General features: G+C 69.9%; 20 protein-coding genes. 4 read left to right on the plus strand and 16 right to left on the minus strand.

The annotated features are described in order from the left end of the window. Positions 1–12 precede the first annotated feature (12 nt). From rpe to FAB82_RS18510, 10 genes are all read right to left on the minus strand, one after another. Complete coding sequence (rpe, locus tag FAB82_RS18465; protein WP_136536018.1) at positions 13–684, minus strand: ribulose-phosphate 3-epimerase; 672 nt, start codon at positions 682–684, stop codon at positions 13–15. 64 nt (positions 685–748) lie between these two features. Beyond that, positions 749–2,113, minus strand: a complete 1,365-nt coding sequence (locus FAB82_RS18470; protein WP_136536019.1) for a glycoside hydrolase family 6 protein — start codon at positions 2,111–2,113, stop codon at positions 749–751. Between the two features lie 184 nt (positions 2,114–2,297). Beyond that, the gene (locus tag FAB82_RS18475) at positions 2,298–3,689 is read right to left on the minus strand and encodes an RsmB/NOP family class I SAM-dependent RNA methyltransferase (RefSeq protein WP_425461591.1); all 1,392 of its coding nucleotides are present in this window, start codon (positions 3,687–3,689) and stop codon (positions 2,298–2,300) included. Continuing rightward, complete coding sequence (fmt, locus tag FAB82_RS18480) at positions 3,647–4,570, minus strand: methionyl-tRNA formyltransferase (protein ID WP_136536021.1); 924 nt, start codon at positions 4,568–4,570, stop codon at positions 3,647–3,649. Before fmt ends, FAB82_RS18475 begins: the two co-directional genes overlap by 43 nt. Continuing rightward, entirely contained in the window at positions 4,567–5,118 is a 552-nt protein-coding gene (def, locus tag FAB82_RS18485) for a peptide deformylase (protein ID WP_136536022.1), read from the minus strand. Before def ends, fmt begins: the two co-directional genes overlap by 4 nt. Positions 5,119–5,351: 233 nt before the next feature. Next, positions 5,352–6,047 (minus strand): hypothetical protein, encoded by a 696-nt coding sequence (locus FAB82_RS18490; RefSeq protein ID WP_136536023.1) that lies wholly within the window; start codon positions 6,045–6,047, stop codon positions 5,352–5,354. 2 nt (positions 6,048–6,049) lie between these two features. Continuing rightward, entirely contained in the window at positions 6,050–6,808 is a 759-nt protein-coding gene (locus FAB82_RS18495) for a hypothetical protein (RefSeq protein ID WP_136536024.1), read from the minus strand. A 3-nt stretch (positions 6,809–6,811) separates the two neighbouring features. Next, entirely contained in the window at positions 6,812–7,570 is a 759-nt protein-coding gene (locus FAB82_RS18500) for a hypothetical protein (protein WP_136536025.1), read from the minus strand. Positions 7,571–7,572: 2 nt separating this feature from the next. Then, on the minus strand, positions 7,573–8,448 hold the full coding sequence (locus FAB82_RS18505; RefSeq protein ID WP_136536026.1) for an ATP-binding cassette domain-containing protein: 876 nt from the start codon (positions 8,446–8,448) through the stop codon (positions 7,573–7,575). Next, complete coding sequence (locus tag FAB82_RS18510; RefSeq protein ID WP_136536027.1) at positions 8,445–8,810, minus strand: GntR family transcriptional regulator; 366 nt, start codon at positions 8,808–8,810, stop codon at positions 8,445–8,447. Before FAB82_RS18510 ends, FAB82_RS18505 begins: the two co-directional genes overlap by 4 nt. A 204-nt stretch (positions 8,811–9,014) precedes the next feature. Between FAB82_RS18510 and FAB82_RS18515 the strand changes: the two genes are divergently transcribed. The 4 genes from FAB82_RS18515 (at position 9,015) to FAB82_RS18530 (ending at position 12,415) form a co-directional block, all read left to right on the plus strand. Then, a complete protein-coding gene (locus FAB82_RS18515) occupies positions 9,015–9,515 on the plus strand; it encodes a MarR family winged helix-turn-helix transcriptional regulator (RefSeq protein WP_136536028.1) in 501 nt (166 codons plus the stop codon). A gap of 120 nt (positions 9,516–9,635) precedes the next feature. Then, entirely contained in the window at positions 9,636–10,439 is an 804-nt protein-coding gene (locus FAB82_RS18520; protein ID WP_136536029.1) for an MBL fold metallo-hydrolase, read from the plus strand. After that, a complete protein-coding gene (locus tag FAB82_RS18525) occupies positions 10,430–10,849 on the plus strand; it encodes a nuclear transport factor 2 family protein (protein ID WP_136536030.1) in 420 nt (139 codons plus the stop codon). Before FAB82_RS18520 ends, FAB82_RS18525 begins: the two co-directional genes overlap by 10 nt. 234 nt (positions 10,850–11,083) lie before the next feature. Continuing rightward, on the plus strand, positions 11,084–12,415 hold the full coding sequence (locus tag FAB82_RS18530) for a replication-associated recombination protein A (protein WP_136536031.1): 1,332 nt from the start codon (positions 11,084–11,086) through the stop codon (positions 12,413–12,415). Between the two features lie 65 nt (positions 12,416–12,480). Here FAB82_RS18530 and FAB82_RS18535 read toward each other — a convergent pair whose 3' ends face one another. The 6 genes from FAB82_RS18535 to FAB82_RS18560 all read right to left on the minus strand — a co-directional run bounded on the left by FAB82_RS18535 (position 12,481) and on the right by FAB82_RS18560 (position 18,992). Then, a complete protein-coding gene (locus FAB82_RS18535; RefSeq protein WP_136536032.1) occupies positions 12,481–13,125 on the minus strand; it encodes a response regulator in 645 nt (214 codons plus the stop codon). Next, on the minus strand, positions 13,118–14,368 hold the full coding sequence (locus FAB82_RS18540) for a sensor histidine kinase (RefSeq protein WP_136536033.1): 1,251 nt from the start codon (positions 14,366–14,368) through the stop codon (positions 13,118–13,120). The genes FAB82_RS18535 and FAB82_RS18540 overlap by 8 nt, the downstream gene beginning before the upstream one ends. 19 nt (positions 14,369–14,387) lie before the next feature. After that, on the minus strand, positions 14,388–15,494 hold the full coding sequence (locus FAB82_RS18545; protein ID WP_136536034.1) for a hypothetical protein: 1,107 nt from the start codon (positions 15,492–15,494) through the stop codon (positions 14,388–14,390). Positions 15,495–15,592: 98 nt separating this feature from the next. Then, positions 15,593–16,072 (minus strand): VOC family protein, encoded by a 480-nt coding sequence (locus tag FAB82_RS18550; protein ID WP_136536035.1) that lies wholly within the window; start codon positions 16,070–16,072, stop codon positions 15,593–15,595. Between the two features lie 78 nt (positions 16,073–16,150). After that, positions 16,151–16,906 (minus strand): DUF72 domain-containing protein, encoded by a 756-nt coding sequence (locus FAB82_RS18555; RefSeq protein WP_136536036.1) that lies wholly within the window; start codon positions 16,904–16,906, stop codon positions 16,151–16,153. A 187-nt stretch (positions 16,907–17,093) separates the two neighbouring features. Beyond that, positions 17,094–18,992 (minus strand): primosomal protein N' family DNA-binding protein, encoded by a 1,899-nt coding sequence (locus FAB82_RS18560; protein ID WP_136536296.1) that lies wholly within the window; start codon positions 18,990–18,992, stop codon positions 17,094–17,096. Positions 18,993–19,080 lie beyond the last annotated feature (88 nt).

Here is a 19,080-nt window from a genome sequence, read left to right on the forward strand (position 1 = left end):
AGGCTCATCTGCTCATCGCACGGCGTCCGCGCGGGCTCGGAGGCGCCTGGCCGCCTCGGCGGGATCGGCCGCACCGTAGACGGCCGTGCCGGCGACGAACGCGTCCGCACCGGCTTCGGCAGCGGCCTCGATGGTGTCATCGGCGATCCCGCCGTCGACCTCGATGCGCAGCTCCAGGTGTCCGGTCTCGACGCGGGAGCGGGCCACGCGGACCTTGTCGAGCATCTCCGGCATGAACGCCTGCCCGCCGAAACCGGCCTTGATCGTCATGATCAGCAGCGTGTCGAACTCGGGCAGCAAGTCAAGATAGTCCTCCACAGCGGTGTCCCGGTCTATGGCGAGCCCGGCCTTGGACCCGGCCGCTCGAATCTGCTTCGCGAGCGTGACGGGGTCGGCGCTTGCCTCGGCATGGAACGTGACGTTGTAGGCGCCGAGGTCGGCATACCCCACGGCCCACCGCTCGGGGGCGGTGATCATCAGGTGGCAGTCGAGGGGAATCTCGGTGGCCGCCTTGAGCGCCTTGACAACCGGCGGACCGAGCGTCAGATTGGGGACGAAATGGTTGTCCATGACGTCGACATGGAGCCAGTCGACGGCCCCGTCCACGGCGTCGGCCGCCTCGGCGAGGCGGGCGAAGTCAGCAGCCAGCAGGCTCGGGGCGATAACGGTGTCGGTCTGTGCCACACGCACAGTGTAAGTCGCCGGAGCGCGACACAGACCGGACACCGGGTGTGCGGTCAGCCTCGAATCAGGCGGCGCACTCGATCGCCGGAACCTGCGGGCTCCCGCTGCCGACCATGCCGAACGCGCTCATCGTCTCGGTGGAGGCGATGGAACCGTTCCAGCCGACGTCCGAAGCGGTCACGGTCTTGCCGGACTGCGAGATGTCGACGTTCCAGGAACTGGAGATCGCCTGGTCACCGGGCCAGTCCCAGGTGAGGGTCCAGCCGGAGAGCGCCGTGGTGCCGGCGGTGACGTCGACATTCGCCTGCCAGCCGCCGTTCCACCGACTGACCACGACGAACTCGGCGGAGCAGTCTCCGTCGGTCGTCCCACCGGTGGGATCCTCGCTCGGCTCGTCGGTCGGGTCCTCCGTGGGCTCCTCGCCGGGCCAGTCCGGTCCGGCGGCATCGGCCAGGGAGTAGGCCAGGTCGGGAATGAACTGCCCGGCGGCACCGGCGCAGCCGTCGGCCTCACCCGGCAACTTGACCCACAGGAACGCGTCGATGCCGTCGATGCCGGTCGCGGTCGTCGGCTTGGCGCCGATGGCACGGCCCTGCGGGTCGCACCACTCCTCGCCGAGCGGGCCGTTGCCGTTGCGGCTGGTGTCGATGACCGCGCCCTTGTCGGACCCGACGATCGACCGGATCTCGGCGGCGTAGGCGCTGGCCTCCTCAGTGGTGCGATAGTTCGAGGTGTTGATCGAGAAGCCGTCGGCGCTGGCGATGCCGGCCGCGTTCAGCGCGGAGGCGGCCTCATCGGCGGAGAGCCAGTTGGAGTGGCCGATGTCGATGTAGACGTGGGCCTCGGGGTCGGCGGCCTTGAGCGTGCGGGCCGCGTACTCCATGGACTGGTTGATCTGGGCGCGTTCGGAATCCCCGTAGCAGTCGTGCGGGAGCACGTCGGGTTCGAGGACGATGTACGCCGGGCCCGAGAGGACGGAGGCGATGTCGTCGATCCAACCGCGGTACTCCTCGTGGCTGCTCGCACCGCCGCCGGAGGCGCCGCCGCAGTCGCGGTTGGGGATGTTGTAGACGACCATGATGGGCGCCGCGCCGTCGGCGGCGGCGCCGTCGACCACTGCCGAGATCTGCGCTTCGATGCCGCCTTCGGGGTTGGTCGTGGTGAACCAGGTGCCCGCGGCGGTCGAGGCGATGCGCTCGCCGATGAGGGCGGCGCGCGAGTCGCCGCCGTTCTCGGCGACCCATCGGGCCGCCTGAGTGTTGGGGTTGGCCCACAGCGGCTGTGCCTGTGCGGCTTCGGCTTCGCTCTGGGCGGCGTCGTCGGTTTCGGCGCCCGCGCCGGGGCTGAGGAGGAATGCGGCGCTTGCCGCTGCTATCGCCGCAGCGGCCGTACCGGCCGCGATGGCGGCCAGTCTCTTGCGTCGGTTCATGTCGCGCTCCTAGGGTTGCTGTGCCGGATGCCCGGAGGAGATCAATGTTTGTCGATGTATGGTAGCGCTTCCAAATTGTGGAGTCCAGAGGGGGCTCGCGACAAATCAGCAGAATCCGGCCAGAGCATGGCGAACTTGAACCGCATTCGGGTACGGCGGCGTGAGAGCCTTCGAGTCAGACTGACTAAGCGGTCTTTCGCAGCAGCGCAAGGAACATCGCGTCGGTGCCGTGGCGGTGGGGCCACAGCTGCACGAAACCGTCCCGCTCGGAATCGGGAACCCTCTCGGTGATCGACACCGGCGCGAGGAGCTCGACGTCGGGGCGCTTGAGCGCACCGGCGGCGACCTCCACGGTCTCCTCGGGGGCGGGCGAGCAGGTCACGTAGGCGATCACCCCGCCGGGCCGGACCAGCTCGATCGCGGCGGCCAGCAGCTCCCGCTGCAGGATGGCGAGGCCGTCGATGTCGGTACGGCGCTTGCGCCAGCGCGCCTCGGGACGGCGGCGCAGCGCGCCCAGTCCCGAACAGGGCGCGTCGACCAGGACGCGGTCGGCGCTGCCGGGGGTGCCGTAGGTGCGCCCGTCTCCGGTGTGGACGGTGACGGGAAGCCCCTTGGCGGCCTTGGTGACCAGCTCGGCGCGGTGGGCCTGGATCTCGACGGCGTCGACGCGGGCGCCGCGCTGGGAGGCGAGCGCTCCGAGCAGCGCGGTCTTGCCGCCGGGTCCGGCGCACAGGTCGACCCAGGTCTTGTCGGTCCCGGTCAGGGGCGCGGCGGCGAGGGCGGCGGCGACCAGCTGGCTGCCCTCGTCCTGGACGCTGGCGCGGCCGACCGCGACCGCCTTGATCTTGCCGGGGTCGCCCCCTGGCAGGTAGACGGCGTAGGGCGACCAGCGGCCGACATTGCCGTCGGCCTTGGCGGCCAGGTCGCTCTGCTCGATGCGTCCCGGCTTGGCGCACAGGTGGACCGGCGGGGCGACATTGTCGGCCGCGAGCGCGGCGGCGGTCTCGTCGGGGCCGACGACCGCGTCGAACTCCTCGGCGATCCACTTCGGATGCGCGTGGCGCAGGGCCAGGTCACCGAGGCGGTCGCCGGAGGCGAGCCGGTCGACCCAGGCGTCGAGGTCGCGGGCGGCGACCTTGCGCAGGACGGCGTTGGTCAGGCCCGACACGCGGGGGCTGACGGCGGCCTTGACGAGGCTGACGGTGGTGGAGACGGCGGCGTGGACGGGCACGCGGGTGTACAGGATCTGGTAGGCGCCCAGGCAGAGCGCGTCGACCAGGTCGGCCTGGAGGCCGTCGAGGTCGCGGCCGGAGGCGGCGGTGAGGATCGCCTCGATGGTGCCGAGGCAGCGGAGGGTCCCATAGGTCAGCTCGGTGGCGAAGGCGGCGTCGCGGCCGCTCATGCGCTCATGCGCCAGCAGTTTCGGCAGCACGATATTGGCGTAGGCGTCCTCGGCCGAGACGGCGCGGATGGCGTCGAAGGCGACGCGTCGGGCCGATACGCCGGTGTTCAGGTCGCCGGATTCATTGCGGCTCATACAAGGCTCGGTTTCGCGGTCTGGAGGCCGCGGCCCCATGCGGCGGCGTCCATCGGCTTTTTGCCGGCGGGTTGGACCTGGTCGAGGCGGACCGGGTCAGTGGCGGTGCCGACGTGGACGGCCCGCTTGGACACGGCGACTTCGCCGGGTTCCAGGGCGGGACCTTCGGGGTCGACGGTGACCGGGCCGAGGCGCAGGCGCGCGCCGTCGAACTCGGTCCAGGCGCCGGGTGCGGGGGTGACGGCGCGGATGCGGCGGTCGACGGCGAAGGCCGGGTCGGCCCAGCGGACGCGGGCGTCCTCCACGGAGAGCTTGGGGGCCAGGGAGACGCCGTCTTCGGGCTGAGGTTCGGCCTGGAGGAGGCCGTCCGCCAGGGCGTCGACGACGTCCCTGGTCAACAGGGCTCCGGCGATCGAGAGGCGTTCGAGCAGGTCCCCCGAGGTGTCGGCGGGGCCGATCGGCTCGGTGAGCCGGCCGAAGATCGGCCCGGTGTCCAGGCCGGCTTCGAGCTGGAAGACGCAGGCGCCGGTCATGGCGTCGCCGGCGAGCACCGCGTGCTGGACGGGGGCGGCGCCCCGCCAGGCCGGGAGCAGCGAGAAGTGAAGGTTGATCCAGCCCAGGCGCGGGATCTCGAGCGCGGCGGGCGGGACGAGCGCGCCGTAGGCGACCACGGGGACGACGTCGACGTCGAGCTCCCGCAGGCGGTCCAGGAATTCGGGTTCGCGCGGCTTGGCCGGGGTGAGGACCTCGATGCCGTGCTCGTCGGCCCAGGCGGCGACGGGCGAGCGCGAGAGCTTGCGGCCCCGTCCGACACGGGCGTCGGGGCGGGTCAACACGGCGACGATCTCATGGGCCGAGGCGTGCAGCGCCTCCAGCGTCGGCAGCGCCACCTCGGGGGTGCCCGCGAAAACAATCCTCATGATTTGAAAAAGACGCCCTTGCTGTCGTGCGGTGTGACCTTGACCTTGACGTCCTCGTTATACCAGTCCTGGGCCTGGATCTCGGCCATCGCGGACTTGCGGCGATCCGAGTCGAGCCGGTCGATGAAGATGATCCCGTCCAGGTGGTCGGTCTCGTGCTGGAGACAGCGGGCCATCATGCCGGTGCCGACGATCTGGAGCGGGTCGCCGTACTCGTTGAAGCCCTTCGCGACGACGTTCTGGCGGCGGATGGTGTCGAAGTACAGGCCGGGAAGGGACAGGCAGCCCTCGGGACCGTCCTGCTCCTCCTCGTCGGGGAATTCGAGGACCGGGTTGATGATGTGGCCGATGACATCGTCCACATCGAAGGAGAAGACCCGCTTGCTGATTCCCAGCTGCGGCGCGGCGAGCCCCGCCCCGCCTTCGTCCCGCATGGTGTCCAGCAGGTCCTTGACCAGGCCCCGCAGTTCCTTGTCAAAGGTGTCGACGTCCTCTGCGGGCGTACGCAGGACCGGGTCACCGAAGATGCGGATGGGCTGGATCGACAATGTGCTGACCTCTCAACGCTTGAACTGGCCGTCTACCAGTGTCGCACTCGCCGCGCGGCTCGCAAGAGGGGTCGGCGCCAGTTGTGGCGCGCGGCGTCTTCTGAGACGTCCGGGCCTTGGACGGAGGGGCCGGTCCTGTGGCCAGGAGCAGGCCCGCCACCAGCCCTGCCGCCCCGCATGCGGCCAGCACGGCGACCCAGGCGGGCACCTGTGCTGCGAGCGCGCCCATGGTCTCACGCCCGCTTCGGCCGGATCGGGACCGAACGCAGCGACAGCGTGTAGACCGCCGCGAGCGCCGCGAGGGCGACCAGGCCGCTGCCGATCCAGGCCGCGAACGTCCAGTCATGGGCGTTGACGGTGACCTCGAAGAACTCGATCATCAGGGTTCCGGCGTAGATGAGCGCGGCCAGCACGAGCGGGGCCGCCAACAGCGCCGAACCGTTGCCGATGCGGATGGTGAGCGCGCTGACGGCCATGCCGCCGAGGGTGTAGATCGGGGCGATCATCAGGTACCGGGCCCCGGCGGCGAAGTCGCCGCCCCAGGTGTTCAGGGGTTCGGCGACGAGTTCGAGCACGGCGTGTTCGGCGAGCGCGCCGGCGATCGCGATCAGGGCCGAGGCGAGCGCGGCCAGAATGCCGAAGACGGCGAAGGCGACGGTGAATTCGCGCCGGGTGAGGCCCAGGGAGATCATGATCGGCAGCATGGTGAAGAGGTACACGCCGCCGAGGGCGGCCGGGAACCACTGGAGGATCGAGACGGCGACGCCCCAGATGCTGAAGTCGGCGCCGGGCCAGATCTGGGCGGTGACGGCCGTGGCCGCGGTGCACAGGAAGAGCGCGCCGAGGATCCAGTAGCGGCTGGAGCGTGCCACGTCGGTGAAGATGCGCAGCCCGTAGCGGTAGCGGCGGTTGTCGAGAACGGTGCTCATGGTCAGGCCTTCTTAGGTCGGATCGGTGTGTCGAGCAGGATGCCGCGGAACAGCCAGGCGCCCAGGAGGATTGCCGCGACGGCGAGGGTGATGCCGCCCGCGGCGGGGAGGTCGTCGGTGACGCCGATCAGGGCCAGCAGCCAGCCGGGCCCCCACGGCCCGGAGACGGCGAGGCCGTTGTCGACGGCGAGTCCGATGGGGATGACGGGGACGACGCTGAGCCAGCCCGTGCTCTCCCAGCGGTAGCAGCACAGTCCGATGATCGCGCCGCCGAGGAAGTAGATCAGGTAGGACAGCGGGTAGGTCGCGGTGGCGCCGAAGGCGGATCCGACCGAGTCGATGGCGTGGTCGGCGCCGTCGACGTTGACGGTCTGAGTCCAGCCGAGGGCGCGGTAGTAGGCGTGCTCGGCGAGGAAGCCGGCGGAGCACAGCACGCTCACGCCGGCCGACCACAGCAGCGCGAAGACGCCGAAGGAGACGGCGGATTCACGGCGGGTGAGGCCCTGGGCGACGAGGATGGGCATCAGAGTGACCACGAACGCGGCGCCGATGAACGCGGTGAAGAACTTGGCGGCATTGGCGGCGTAGAACCATCCGGAGTGGGCGGCCTGGGAGCCGTACGCGGCGACGATGAGTCCGGCCGCCGTGGCGATGACCGTCGCGGCGAGGATCCACCACGCGAAGTACTTGAAGGCTCCAGCGGTGAACTGGGCGCCCAGTGCGTAGCGGCGGCCGCGGAGCGAGAGGGTTCGGGCGCTCATGGGTCAGGCCTTCTTCGCGCGGACCGGGATGTCGATGAGGAGCCGGTAGCCGATCGCGGCACCGATCACGAGCGCCGCGGCGAAGGCGGCCAGGACGGCTCCCCTCCCCCAGCCCTGGGCGTACTCGGTGACGAACCGCAGCCAGTCTGGGCCTGTCGGGACGGTGCGGGACAGCGCGTCGGTGAGGCCGATGACGACCACGGCGACCGGGAAGGCGATCAGCCAGCCGGTGCCTTCCCAGCGGTAGGTGGCGGCGCCGATGATGGCGCCGCCGAGGAAGTACAGCGGGTAGGCCAGCAGGTAGAGGGCGCCATGCTCGGCCGCCTGGCCGAAGGAGGCCATCACGGTGAGCTCGCCGGAGTACTCGATGCTCTGGGTCCAGCCCATCGCGCCGTAGTAGGCGTGTTCGGCCACCAGCCCGGCGAAGACCAGGGCCCCGCAGAACAGTCCCCAGGTGAGTCCGAAGAGGCCGAAGGAGACGACGAGTTCGCGTCGGGTGAGGCTGTTGGCGATGAAGCTCGGAGCCAGGGAGTAGAGGAAGCCCCCGGCGACGATGGCGGTGAAGATCGCGCCGATGTTCGCGGTGTAGGACCAGGTCGAGGTGTCGATGTCCCGGGAGAACGAGACCAGGAACGGCAACAGCGCCGACAGGACGATCGCGGCGACGAACCAGTAGCGGTAGTACTTGAGGGCCTCCCAGGTGAGGGCCGGGCCGAGCCAGTAACGGCGGGTCGGGAGCTGGAGGGTCTTGGTGGCCGACATCGTTACGCTCCATCGCGTTCGGGGCTCGTGAGGTGGATGAAGAGGTCTTGGAGGCCGACGGGCCCGATCTCGATGCCGGAGGCGGCGGCGCGCTCGCGGGTCGGGGCGTCGAGGACGGTGACGGTGGCGCTCTTGGTGCCGCCGAGGCGCTGCTCCGCCAGGACCTCGAGCCCGACGGCGACGGCGTCGACGGCGTCGGCCGGTCCGGTGAGGGTGGCGCCCATCCGTTGGAAGGCCTCGACCGGCTCGTGGCGGAGCACGCTGCCGCGGTCGAGGATGACGACCTCCTCGAGGTAGTTGGCGACCTCGTCGATGAGGTGCGTGGACAACACGATCGTGTGCTCGCGATCCATGTAGTCGGCGAGGAGTTCCTTGTAGAACGCGTCGCGGGTGGGGGCGTCCATGCCGAGGTGGACCTCGTCGAACATGGCGAGTTCGGCGCGGGCGGCGAGGCCGCAGATGGCGGCCAGGACCGAGCGCTTGCCGCGGGAGAGGGAGCGGACCTTCTTGTTCAGGGGCAGTTCGAACTTGTCGGCCAGTTTGAGGGCGTAGTCGCGGTCGAAGGAGGGCCGGATCTCGCCGGTCTCGATGCTGCTCTTGACGGTGTCGCTGTCGTCGAAGTCGCCGCCTTCGCGGATGAGGGCGACGCGGGAGACGATCTCGGCGTTCTCCCATATCGGTCCGCCGTTCACCAGGACCGTGCCGGCGGTGGGCTTGCGGAAGGCGGCCAGGAGACTCAGCAGGGTGGTCTTGCCGGCGCCGTTGCGGCCCAGGAGGCCGTGGATCTTGCCGGCCTCGAGTTCGAGGTTCACATTGGACAGGGCTTCGCTGTCGCGGTACTTGAGGGTCACGTCCCGCAGGGACACGGAGAAGCTCATTTGAGGACGCCTTCCTGGGTCTTGAGGTAGTCGATGATGTCGGTCAGCGAGATTCCGGCCTGGCGGGCCTCGCGGATGAGGGGTTGCAGGACGTCGTCGAAGAAGCGGGCCCGGAAGTCGCCGGCGAGTTTCTCGCGGGCGTCCTCGGCGACGAACATGCCGACGCCCCGCTGCTTGTAGAGGACGCCTTCTTCGACCAGATCCCGGAACGCCTTCTGCGCCGTGGCCGGATTGATCTTGTAGAAGGCCGCGTACTGGTTGGTGGACATGACCTTGCCTCCCGGTTCGAGTGAGCCGTTCATGATCTCGGCCTTGATCTGGTCGGCGATCTGCCGATAGATCGGTGCGCCGTCATCGAACATCTCGCCTCCTTCGCATCGTGGACCGGTGCATTGGTCCAGTGGTTCATTACTTGACTAACTAACCATAGCACCATGGACCGAGGAGTGTCGACCGGCAGAGCGCGGCGTTCGCTCCTTGGGCAGATCGCCAAGGCGCAGTCAGAGCGGGAGTTCCGCTCCCAGAAGGGTCGCGTTCACCCGTTGTCGTATCTTGGGGGCTGGTGAATGGGGGCATGGGTGGGCGAGGAGATCAGGACGGCCGAGGAGGCCGCCGGCAATGAGCACGTGCTCGCGTTCGGACGACTCCTCGGGGCCGCGAACCGGCTCGAACACCTGCTGGGCCGCGCCATCGAGGAGGAATGCGGCATCACCCACCTCATGTTCGAGGTGCTGCTGATCCTGGCGCGCGTCGGCGACGCCGGAAAGTCGATGGGCGAGATCAGCCGCGCCCAGGTGCTCACCTCCGGCGGTGTGACCCGCCTGATCGATCGCATGGAGGCCGCTGGACTGGTCGAGCGCGTCGCCAACCCGGGCGACCGGCGCGGCCGCCTGGTGCGGCTCACTGCGGCGGGCGAGACCAAGACCGTCGAGGCGTCCCGCGTGCACACCGCGAACATCGAGCGCTACTTCCTGGAGCCTCTACCCGCCGACCACCGCCGCCAGTTCGCCGACGACCTGCGGATTCTCAGCCATTCCGCCCGCGACAGCATCGGACGCATGCGTTAATCGACGTGATCTGAATCGCTATCTGAGCGAGCGGAAATATCTGACTGGTCAGATACTGTTGCATCAGACAAAGCGGCTTCGCGTCGTGCGAGGCCAGCAGTCACCTTGCGAGGAGCAACGATGAACGCACCGGAAATCAAGATCTTCGACCTCGACTTCCCGGCCGGGAACAAGGCCAAGACCGCCACCCTCATCACCGGCGAGAGTGAAGCGCTGCTGGTGGACGCTGGCTTCACCCGCGCCGACGGGCACCGCCTCGTCGCCGAGATCCTCGACTCCGGAAAGTCCCTCACCACCGTCTACGTCAGCCACGGCGACCCCGACTTCTACTTCGGGGCCGAGGTCCTCGCGGACGCCTTCCCCAATGCCCGCTTCGTCGCCACCGCACCGGTCATCGACCACATCAAGCACTCCTACGAGGGCAAGCTCCAGGCCTGGGCCTCGGCAGGGACGAACCTGCCGACCCGCCTGGTCGACCTGGAGGTCCTCGACGACGACATCGTCCTGGAAGGCAGCCGCTTCGAGCTCAAGGGCGGCGTCCCCGGGTTGGCCGACCGGCACTACCTGTGGCAGGCCGACCTGCGCGCCGTCGTAGGCGGCGTCCTGGTCTTCTCCGGCCAGCACGTGTGGACCGCCGACACCGACACCGACGCCCGCTCCGTGTGGCGGGGCGTGCTCGACGAGATCGAGGCCCTCGACCCGGCCCTGGTGGTCCCCGGCCACCGCGCGCCCGGCGCCGACGCCACCGTCGCGGCGGTTCGGTACACCCGCGACTACCTCAACGAGTTCGAGGAGGTCCTCAAGAACGCCGCCGACGGCGCAGCCGTCACGGCCGAGCTCGTCAAGCGCCACCCCGACGCCGAACTGCTCGTCGCCGCCCAGATCGGCGGCAAGGTCGCGAAGGGTGAAATGGCGTGGGGCTGACCGACACCGACTTCGCGGCCTCGACGGCCCCGAGAGATGTCGTCCGGCGCCAATACCTGGCCTCGGCCGCCGGTGACCTGGCCGCGCTGCGGGTCACCCTCGCACCCGATGTGGAGTGGACCGAGATGGCGGGTTTCCCGCTCGCCGGCACCTACCGCACGCCCGAGGGCGTCACGGCGAACGTGATGGAACGGCTCGGCGCCGACTGGACCGACTGGACCGCCCACGACGACACCTACGTGGTCGACGGCGAGAACGTCGTGGTCCTGGCCCGCTACACGGCGACCAACCAGGCCACCGGCAAACCGATCGACGTGCGCGTCGCCCACCACTTCACCGTGCGCGGCGGCCTGATTGTCCGGTTCGAGCAGTTCGTCGACACCGCGAAGGTCCGCGAGGCCATGGCCTGAGTCCGGCCCGTGCACGCCGCCGCGACTCGGGCACGAGACCTTCAGGGAGCGGCCGGGGTGCCTACTCCGGAATCTGAACCGCACGAGGTCGCGCCGCCGATTCGGCGGCGCGACCTCGATTGCACCGGTCGGCCGTTTTGCGTCGAGTTCGAGGCGTTGTGTCGGTCCCCTCGGGCACCATTGCCACCAGAGCCCCCGCAACGCAGGGGACCGCTTCGAGTGAAGGGCTGATAGATGGGAAGCACCGAGCCGGTGCTGCCGCTGTTCGGCGACGAGCCGCCCCGGCCCCTGGCCGACCGGCTGCGTCCGCGGACACTCGGCGAGGTGGTGGGTCAGCAGCATCTGCTGGCCCCCGACGCGCCGCTGGGGCGCATGGTCGCGCGCCGCAAGCTGGTCTCAACGATCCTGTGGGGCCCGCCCGGGTGCGGGAAGACCACGATCGCCCGGCTCCTCGCCGAGGCGACCGACCTGGTGTTCGAGCCGCTGTCGGCCACGTTCTCCGGCGTCGCGGATCTTCGCAAGATCTTCCAGGCGGCCCAGCACCGGCACGAGGTCGGCCAGGGCACGCTGCTGTTTGTGGACGAGATCCACCGCTTCAACCGCGCCCAGCAGGACAGCTTCCTGCCCTACGTCGAGGACGGCACGATCGTGCTCGTCGGGGCGACGACCGAGAACCCCAGCTTCGAACTCAACGGCGCCCTGCTGTCGCGCTGCCAGGTGTTCGTCCTCAACCGCCTGGACACCGCCGCGTTGGAGACCCTCCTGGCCCGCGCCGAGAGCGACACCGGCCGCCTCGTGCCGCTCGACGCCGACGCGCGCGGTTCCCTCATCGCCATGGCCGACGGCGACGGTCGCTACCTGCTCAACATGGTCGAACAGCTCCAGTCGCTCCCCGAGGGCACCGGCCCATTGGACACGACCGGTCTGGCCGAGCAGATCCAGAAGCGCGCCCCGCTCTACGACAAGTCCCAGGAGGGCCACTACAACCTCATCTCGGCCCTGCACAAGGCCATGCGCGGCTCCGATCCCGACGCCTCGCTCTACTGGCTCGCCAGGATGCTCGACGGCGGCGAGGACCCGCTGTTCATCGCCCGGCGGATCGTCCGCTTCGCCTCCGAGGACGTCGGCATCGCCGACCCCGAGGCGATCCATCAGGCATTGGCCGCCTGGAACGTGTACGAACGGCTCGGCTCCCCCGAGGGAGAACTGGCGATCGCCCAAGCCGTCGTCTACCTCGCGACCGCCCCCAAGTCCATCGCCGTCTACCGCGGCCTCGGGGCCGCGATGCAGAGCGCCCGCCAGACCGGGTCCCTCATGCCGCCCCTGCACATCCGCAATGCGCCGACGCGGCTGATGAAGAACCTCGGTTACGGCGCGGACTACCAGTACGACCCCGACACCGAAGACGGCTTCTCCGGCGCCGACTACTTCCCCGACGACATGGACCGCGAGATCTACTACCACCCCACCGCGAACGGAAACGAAGCGGAGATCGGCCGCCGACTCCGCCACTGGGCCGCCCTGCGCGCCGAGCGGCGGCACGGACCTCCAGGCGAGGACGACTGAAGAGGGCGCCGAGCCGACGCGCTGTCCGGCGGGGCGACGAGAACGGCTCTAGGGGTTCAAGGGCTCTAGACGAGGCCGGAGTCGTAGGCGGCGATGACCGCCTGGGTGCGGTCACGGACTCCCAGTTTGGTGTAGACGCTGCTCAGGTGGGTCTTGACGGTCTCCCGGCCGAGATACAGGCGTTCGGCGATCTCCGTGTTCGACATGCCCTTGGCGGCGAGTTGGAGGACCTCGCGCTCGCGTTCGCTCAGGTCCGCGATGCCCGGGTGGGCCTCGGACCGCTTGGCCGTGGCCGCAGCCAGGCGTCGGATCGATTCGGGGAACAGCACGGCGTCGGTGCGCGCGACCAGCCGCACCGCCGCGAGGAGGTCCTCGATCTTGGTGCGCTTCAACAGGAACCCGTCGGCGCCGGCGCGTAGCGCCTGCCACACGTAATCGTCATTGTCGAAGGTGGTGACCACCAGGATCTTCGGGCGCTCGGCCAGTTCGGCGGTGATCCGCTCGGTGGCCTCGATGCCGTCGACTCTGGGCATGCGCACGTCCATGAGCAGGACGTCGACCCTCCCGGATCGGGCGATATTGAGCGCGTCGACGCCGTCGGCGCCCTGGGCGCAGACCTCCAGGTCGGGTTCGGCGCCGATGATGGCGGCGAACCCGGATCGAATGAGCTCCTCGTCATCGATCAGGGCGATGCGCAGCGGCTCAGTCATTGTCGGCCTTTCCGGTGGTCGTTTCGAGCGGGACGGCGGCGCGGACGATCCAGCGTCCGTCCTCCCGGGAGGTCTGGACCGTGCCGCCGAGCACGGCGGCGCGCTCGTTCATGCCGATCAGCCCCCGACCGTTCCGGCCCGATCGCGTCGGGCGGGCGGCGGGACTGGTGACGACGATCCTCGCATCGCGCTCGCCGATGTCGATCCGCACGGTCGCCCGGGCCTCGTCGGCGTGGCGCAGCACATTGGTCAGCGCCTCCTGGACGATTCGGTACGTCTCACGTGAGGCCAAGCGGCCCAATGCGCTCCGCTCCCCCGAGACTTCCAGGTCGACGGCGACGCCGGACTCCGCGGCCAGCGCCTCCAGGTCGGTCAGGTCGCGCTGCGGGACGCGGTCGGCCTCGCGGTCCTCGCGGAGGGCGCCGATGACGGCGTCGAGCTCGGCCAGCGCGTCGCGCGCGGTCTCGCCGACCGCGGCCATGGCCCGGGCGGCGAAGGCGGGGTCGGCGTCGATGACGCGGGCGGCCGCATCCGACTGGACGACCACGACCGAAAGGGCGTGGCCGACCGAGTCGTGCAGTTCGCGGGCGATGCGATTGCGAGCGGCCAGTCGTGCGGCCTCGGCCCTGGTGGCGGACAGGCGGTCGGCCGCGCCCTGCCCGAGCAGCCTGGGAGCGAGGCGCCGCATGCCCGCCGCAGTGGCGGCGACGAGTCCGATGAGGACGGCAGTTAGGAGCGGACCGAGCAGCAGGCCCCATCCGACGGGCCAGCCCAGCGCCAGGAGCGGGTCGTCCTCGACCGGGAACACTCCCCGGTACATCAAGTAGAACGCGAACGGGACCATCGCGAGCGTGACACCCGAGAGGAGGCCGCCGATCGCAGCGTGGAGGGTGAACCAGCAGCCGGTGCGCCAGCGCGAGTTCCACGACTCGTCGTCCAATGGGGAGTCGAACTCGGAGCCGAGGAGGCGGCGGGCGGCGGTGCGCTCGACCTCGCGGTCGGGCAGCAGCAGCGAGCTGGCGGCCACCAGGGGAAGTACCGCGAGGTAGACGCCGGGGTGGGTGATGCCGTCGAGGCCCGACTCGGGATACATCCAGTTGTGGACGAGGGCGCCGACCATCATGTAGGGCATCATGAGCGCCCCGCCCAGGATGAGCCAGATCCACCCTCGATAGGTGGCCCGGGACCAGAGCGGGGCGAGCATTCGCATGAGGCCATTGTGCCAATCGCGAATCGTGGGCATGAATCGTGACTCCTGCGGATCAGTTCGTCAGCGGCTGGACGACGCCGCGCTTGATCGCGTAGGCGAGCGTTGCCGCGCCGAGCGCCGGGCCCCAGATGTAGAACGGGAACGCCAGCGCCAGTAGGGGCTCGCCTTGCCGGATCGCCATCACCGGGAGGGAGACTCCGGCGATCGTGAACAGGGCGGCGACCGTGGTGGCCGGGATGATCGCGATCTTCGGAGGGACCGGCTTGCCATGGAGGCCGGGCATCCACACGGGCCAGCGCTCGCCCCACCGCTGGGTCATTCCGAGGCACAGCACGCCGCCGGTGAGGCACGCGAAGCCGAGGAACAGGCCCCACATGCGCATGCCGGGGTCGGCCTCGAGTTCGCCCGGGGACGGAGACAGGAGCGGCCACGGGGTCAGCCAGGTCAGGCGCAAGAGTCCGTAGGGAAGCGCGCAGGCGGCGGCGATGTAGGCGGCCGCCCTGCCCCAGCGGATCGCGGATTCGGGGGCGAGCCAGGCGGGGGCGCCGAGCTTGGTCCAGCGTCGGCGCAGGGTCCGCACCGTCAGCGCGGCCCAGATGACCCCGCCGGCCCCGGCCCAGACCTGGGCGAGCAGGTGGGGCGCCAGGTCCACGAATGCCCTGGCGACGTTGCCGAAGGTTTCAGCGGCCACGCCGATCGAGACCGGGCCGAAGGCGAATAGGGCCGCGAGCGCGGCGGCTTCGGCGACGAAGGCGACGATCCGGGTGATCGGCCTGCGCGCCACCAGGAGTGGGAGGACGAAGACCAGCAGCGGAATGGCGAACGCGGCCAGGTATCCGGCGGCGGCCACGAGGTTGGAGGTGGCCACGAGCAGCCCGAACACGATGGCGTACAGGGCGGTGACGGGCCACAGGCCGGCCCGCGCTCGGGCCAGCATCAGGCCGGCGGCTCCCGCCACCATGAGGGCGGTCGGGATCACGAAGGCCGGCAACGAGTCCGGGATCGGGACGGTCGGTTGGTAGAGCTCGTGGGAGAAGGGGCCTTCGCCGGGGGCGACGAGGTGCCAAAGGCCGATGGCGATGGCCAGCAGCGACCAGAGGAACGCGGCGGTGGGTGCGAGCCTTCCGGTGACAGGCCTGTGAGCGGTTTGCTGTGTCATGCATTCAGCTTCGCCGCCTGGCCGCCGCCGGGCCTCCCTCCGAAGAGCGGTTCGGCTCCCCCGGGAGGGGGAGCCGAGTTCCGGTGGTCATTCGGCGCTCACTTGCCCTCGTAGGCGTCCTTGAGCTGCTGAAGGTCGATCTTCTTCATCGGGTACATGGCCTGGGTGGCGCGCACGGCACCCTCCTTGTCGGGGCCCATCACGTACCGGTCGGCCTCACCGGGCCAGATCTGCCAGTTGACGCCCCACTTGTCGGCGATCCAGCCGCACTGGATCTCGCTGCCGCCCTTGGCGAGGATGGCGTCCCACAGGCGGTCGATCTCGGCCTGGGACTCGCAGTCGACCAGGAGGGACATGGCGTGGTCGTGCTTGGCGGAGTCGTCGCCGTTGATGGCGGTGAACTTCTGCCCGGCGATCTCGAAGTTCACGATCATGGTCTTGCCGGGTTCGCCGTGGGCGTCTTCGAGGTAGGGGGCGGTGTCGGTGATCTTCGCGTCGTCGAAGAGGGTGCAGTAGAACTCGATGGCGTCCTCGGCGTCGCCGTTGTACCAGATGTTGGTGGTGATCTTCTGTGCCATGGTTTCGGTCCTCTCAAAAGATGCGGCTCGGGTTCCCCACCCGATGACATCAGTAGAGACGATCCGAGGGGCGCGAATTCATCGATCCGACGAGGCGACTTCGCGGCCGAGCCGGCGCATCAGCTCGGCGAAGCGGTCGGCATTCCGAACGGCAGCGCCGCCCTGGTCGTTGTTGAAGTACACGTAGCAGTCGGCGGAGCCCGGCCACCGCTCGTCCAGGCGGCGGCACCACGTGTTCAGCGCGGTGTCGCCGTAGCTCGGCCAGGGTTTCGCCGTGCCCTCATGCAGCCGCAGGTAGGCCCAGGACGCCGTGTGCCAAAGCGGGTTCTGGGGCCGCCCGCCCCGGTCGGACCAGCACACGGCGGCGTCGCGTTCGCCCATGACCTGGCGGACCTCGTCGGTCCACCACGATTCATGGCGGAACTCGACGGCGACGCGTTGTCCCGGCCGGAATCGGTCGAGACAGGCCGCGAGCAGCTTGTGGTCGGCCTTGAGCCGCGGCGGCAGCTGCAACAGGATCGGTCCGAGGCGGTCACCGAGCCCGGAGACGGCGTCGCTGAGCCGGTCGACCGGTTCGGCGGGCTCGCGCAGCTGTTTCATGTGGGTGAGGAACCGGCTGGCCTTGACGGCCATGACGAACCCGTCGGGAAGGCGGTCGCGCCAGCCCGCGAAGGTATCGCGGTCGGGCAGCCGGTAGAACGCGCCATTGTTCTCGACCGTCGGATAGTGCCGGGCATAATGCTCCAGCCAGAGCCGCTTCGGGAGCCGCTCGGGGTAGAACTCGCCCCTCCAGTCGCGGTACTGCCAACCTGAGGTTCCGATAAGAACCGCCATGCCCGAATTCTCACCTCCTACAGGTCCGCGCCAGGGCCGACCCATCGCATTCACCGGCCGAATGCTGGGGATACCCACCGACCGAGTCGATGAACGCGAGTCTCCCCGCGGTATTGGAGGGGTCGAACCACGGCGACCGGGTGGGGGTCGCCGCATTCACCATCGCAGGACGCGTCCGGGGAAGTGCTCAGGCGATCTCTCTGGGATCCACCTGGACCTTGACGAGTTCGGCCTTCGAGCTGGCCCTGGCGGCCGTGGCCGCCGACAGGGCCTTCGCCAGGGCGGCGCCGTCGCGGCGGCGAACGCGCAGGAGCAGACGCTCGGTGTGTTCGTCCACCGGGATCGGGCCGATCGGTTCCGCCTCGACCTCGGTCTCCGCCGCCACGGCCGCGGCGAACTTCTCAGGTTCGCCGAGGGGGCCGGTCAGGGACGCCATTCGCACCGCCGGCGGGAAACCCAACTCGGTGCGCTCGGCCAGTTCCCGGGAGGCGAACCAGGCCGGGTCCCAGCGGATGAGCGCCTGCACCACCGGCAGTCCCCCATCGGCGACCACCACGGCGGTCCCCTCCGGCCGCGCCAACGCCACCGCATTGGCCCAGCGGCGCAACGCCTCCTCCGAAGCCGCCAGGTCGGCGCGGGTCAGCAGCGCCCAGGTGTCGAGCAGCAGGACCGCGCCGTAGCCGTCGGGCGCCGCAGGCTCGACACCCGGGGTCGAGACCACCACGACCGGGCCGGGCGGCACCGTTTCCAATCGATTCGACGCATTCGATTCGAGCACCTCGACCCCGGGGAACGCCTGGGCGATCTCCTCGACGGTCCGCTCGGCGCCGATCACGACCGCGCGGACCCGATTCGAGCCGCACTCCGTGCACTGGTGGTCGACATCGACCCGACCGCACCAGGTGCACGCGGGAGGGCGGCGCGAGCCGGTCAGGCTCAGCGGCCCGCCACAGTCCGGGCACATGGCCCGCGCTCGGCAGCGCTGGCACGACACCGCCGGGACGTAGCCTCGCCGCGGCACCTGGATCAGCACCGGTTGCTCGGCCCTCAGCGCCTTTCTCGCGGCCTCCCATGCCACCGTGGGGAGTCGGGCCGTCGATCCGGACGGGTCGGCGGCCATGTCGCCCTCGTCGCCGACCGGGACGACCCGGGGCGCGGCGGCCTGGATGGTTTCGCGGTCCCCGGTCACCGACACGGCCCATCGGGATTCGACCAGCAGCTGCGCCTGGGGGGATCGGGTGTATCCGCCGATGAGGCAGGCGGCTCCCGAGAGTTCCGCGCGTGTCAGCAGCACCTCGCGCGCATGCGGGTAGGGGGCGTGGAGGCTCACCAGGTTGTTGTCGCCGTCGTCCCAGATCGCCACGAGGCCGAGCCGGTCGACCGGCGCCATCATCGCCACCTGGGTGCCGGCGACGATCTGTACCTCCCCCCGCAGGGCCTGGAGGAAGGCGCGGTATCGCGGGGTCGGACCGGTCGCATTCGAAAGGGAGACATGGCGATCGGGGCCCAGCACGGAGGTCAGCGCCGCATCGAGGCGGGCCAAGTGGAACTGGTCGGGCACGATCAGCAGCGCGCCGCGACCGGCGGCGGCCGCGGTCGCCGCGGCCTCGGCGAGGCGGGTCGGCCAGTCCTCGCCGGGAACGGCGCCCCATACCGCCCTCGGCGACTTGCCTTCGCCGAGAGCGCGGACGAATGCCTCGCCCGCGATATATCTATTCCAGAGAGTGGGGAGAGGTGTCGCGGTGATCGGGTGCCGCTCCCGGGCCGGTTCGGTCTCGACCTTCTTCATCCGCTTGGGCAGAGCGAGGCTCAGGACGTCCGAGAGTCTGCCCGCGTAGCGATCGGCCACCGCGCGGGCCAGCCGGGAGACCTCGGGGGTCAATACCGGGCCCGGAGAGATCACTTCGAGGACGGGCTGGAAGGGGCCGCGGAAGTCGGAGGCGTCCTTCACCGCGAGGACCGTGCCCTTGAGCGGGCGCCCGCTGAAGCGCACTTTGACGCGGCAGCCCGCCGCGACTTCGCCCTGGAGTTCGGAGGGGATCTTGTAGTCGAAGTCCCGGTTCAGCTGCGGCAGTGGGTGGTCGATGCACACCGCGGCGAACGTGGTCGGGGACTCGGTCATTTGATCAGTTATACCCGGTGCCACCGACTGTTCGGGGGCACCGGGCAACGGC

The organism is Glycomyces buryatensis (assembly GCF_004912275.1).
GTDB classification, from domain to species: Bacteria; Actinomycetota; Actinomycetes; order Mycobacteriales; family Micromonosporaceae; genus Glycomyces; species Glycomyces buryatensis.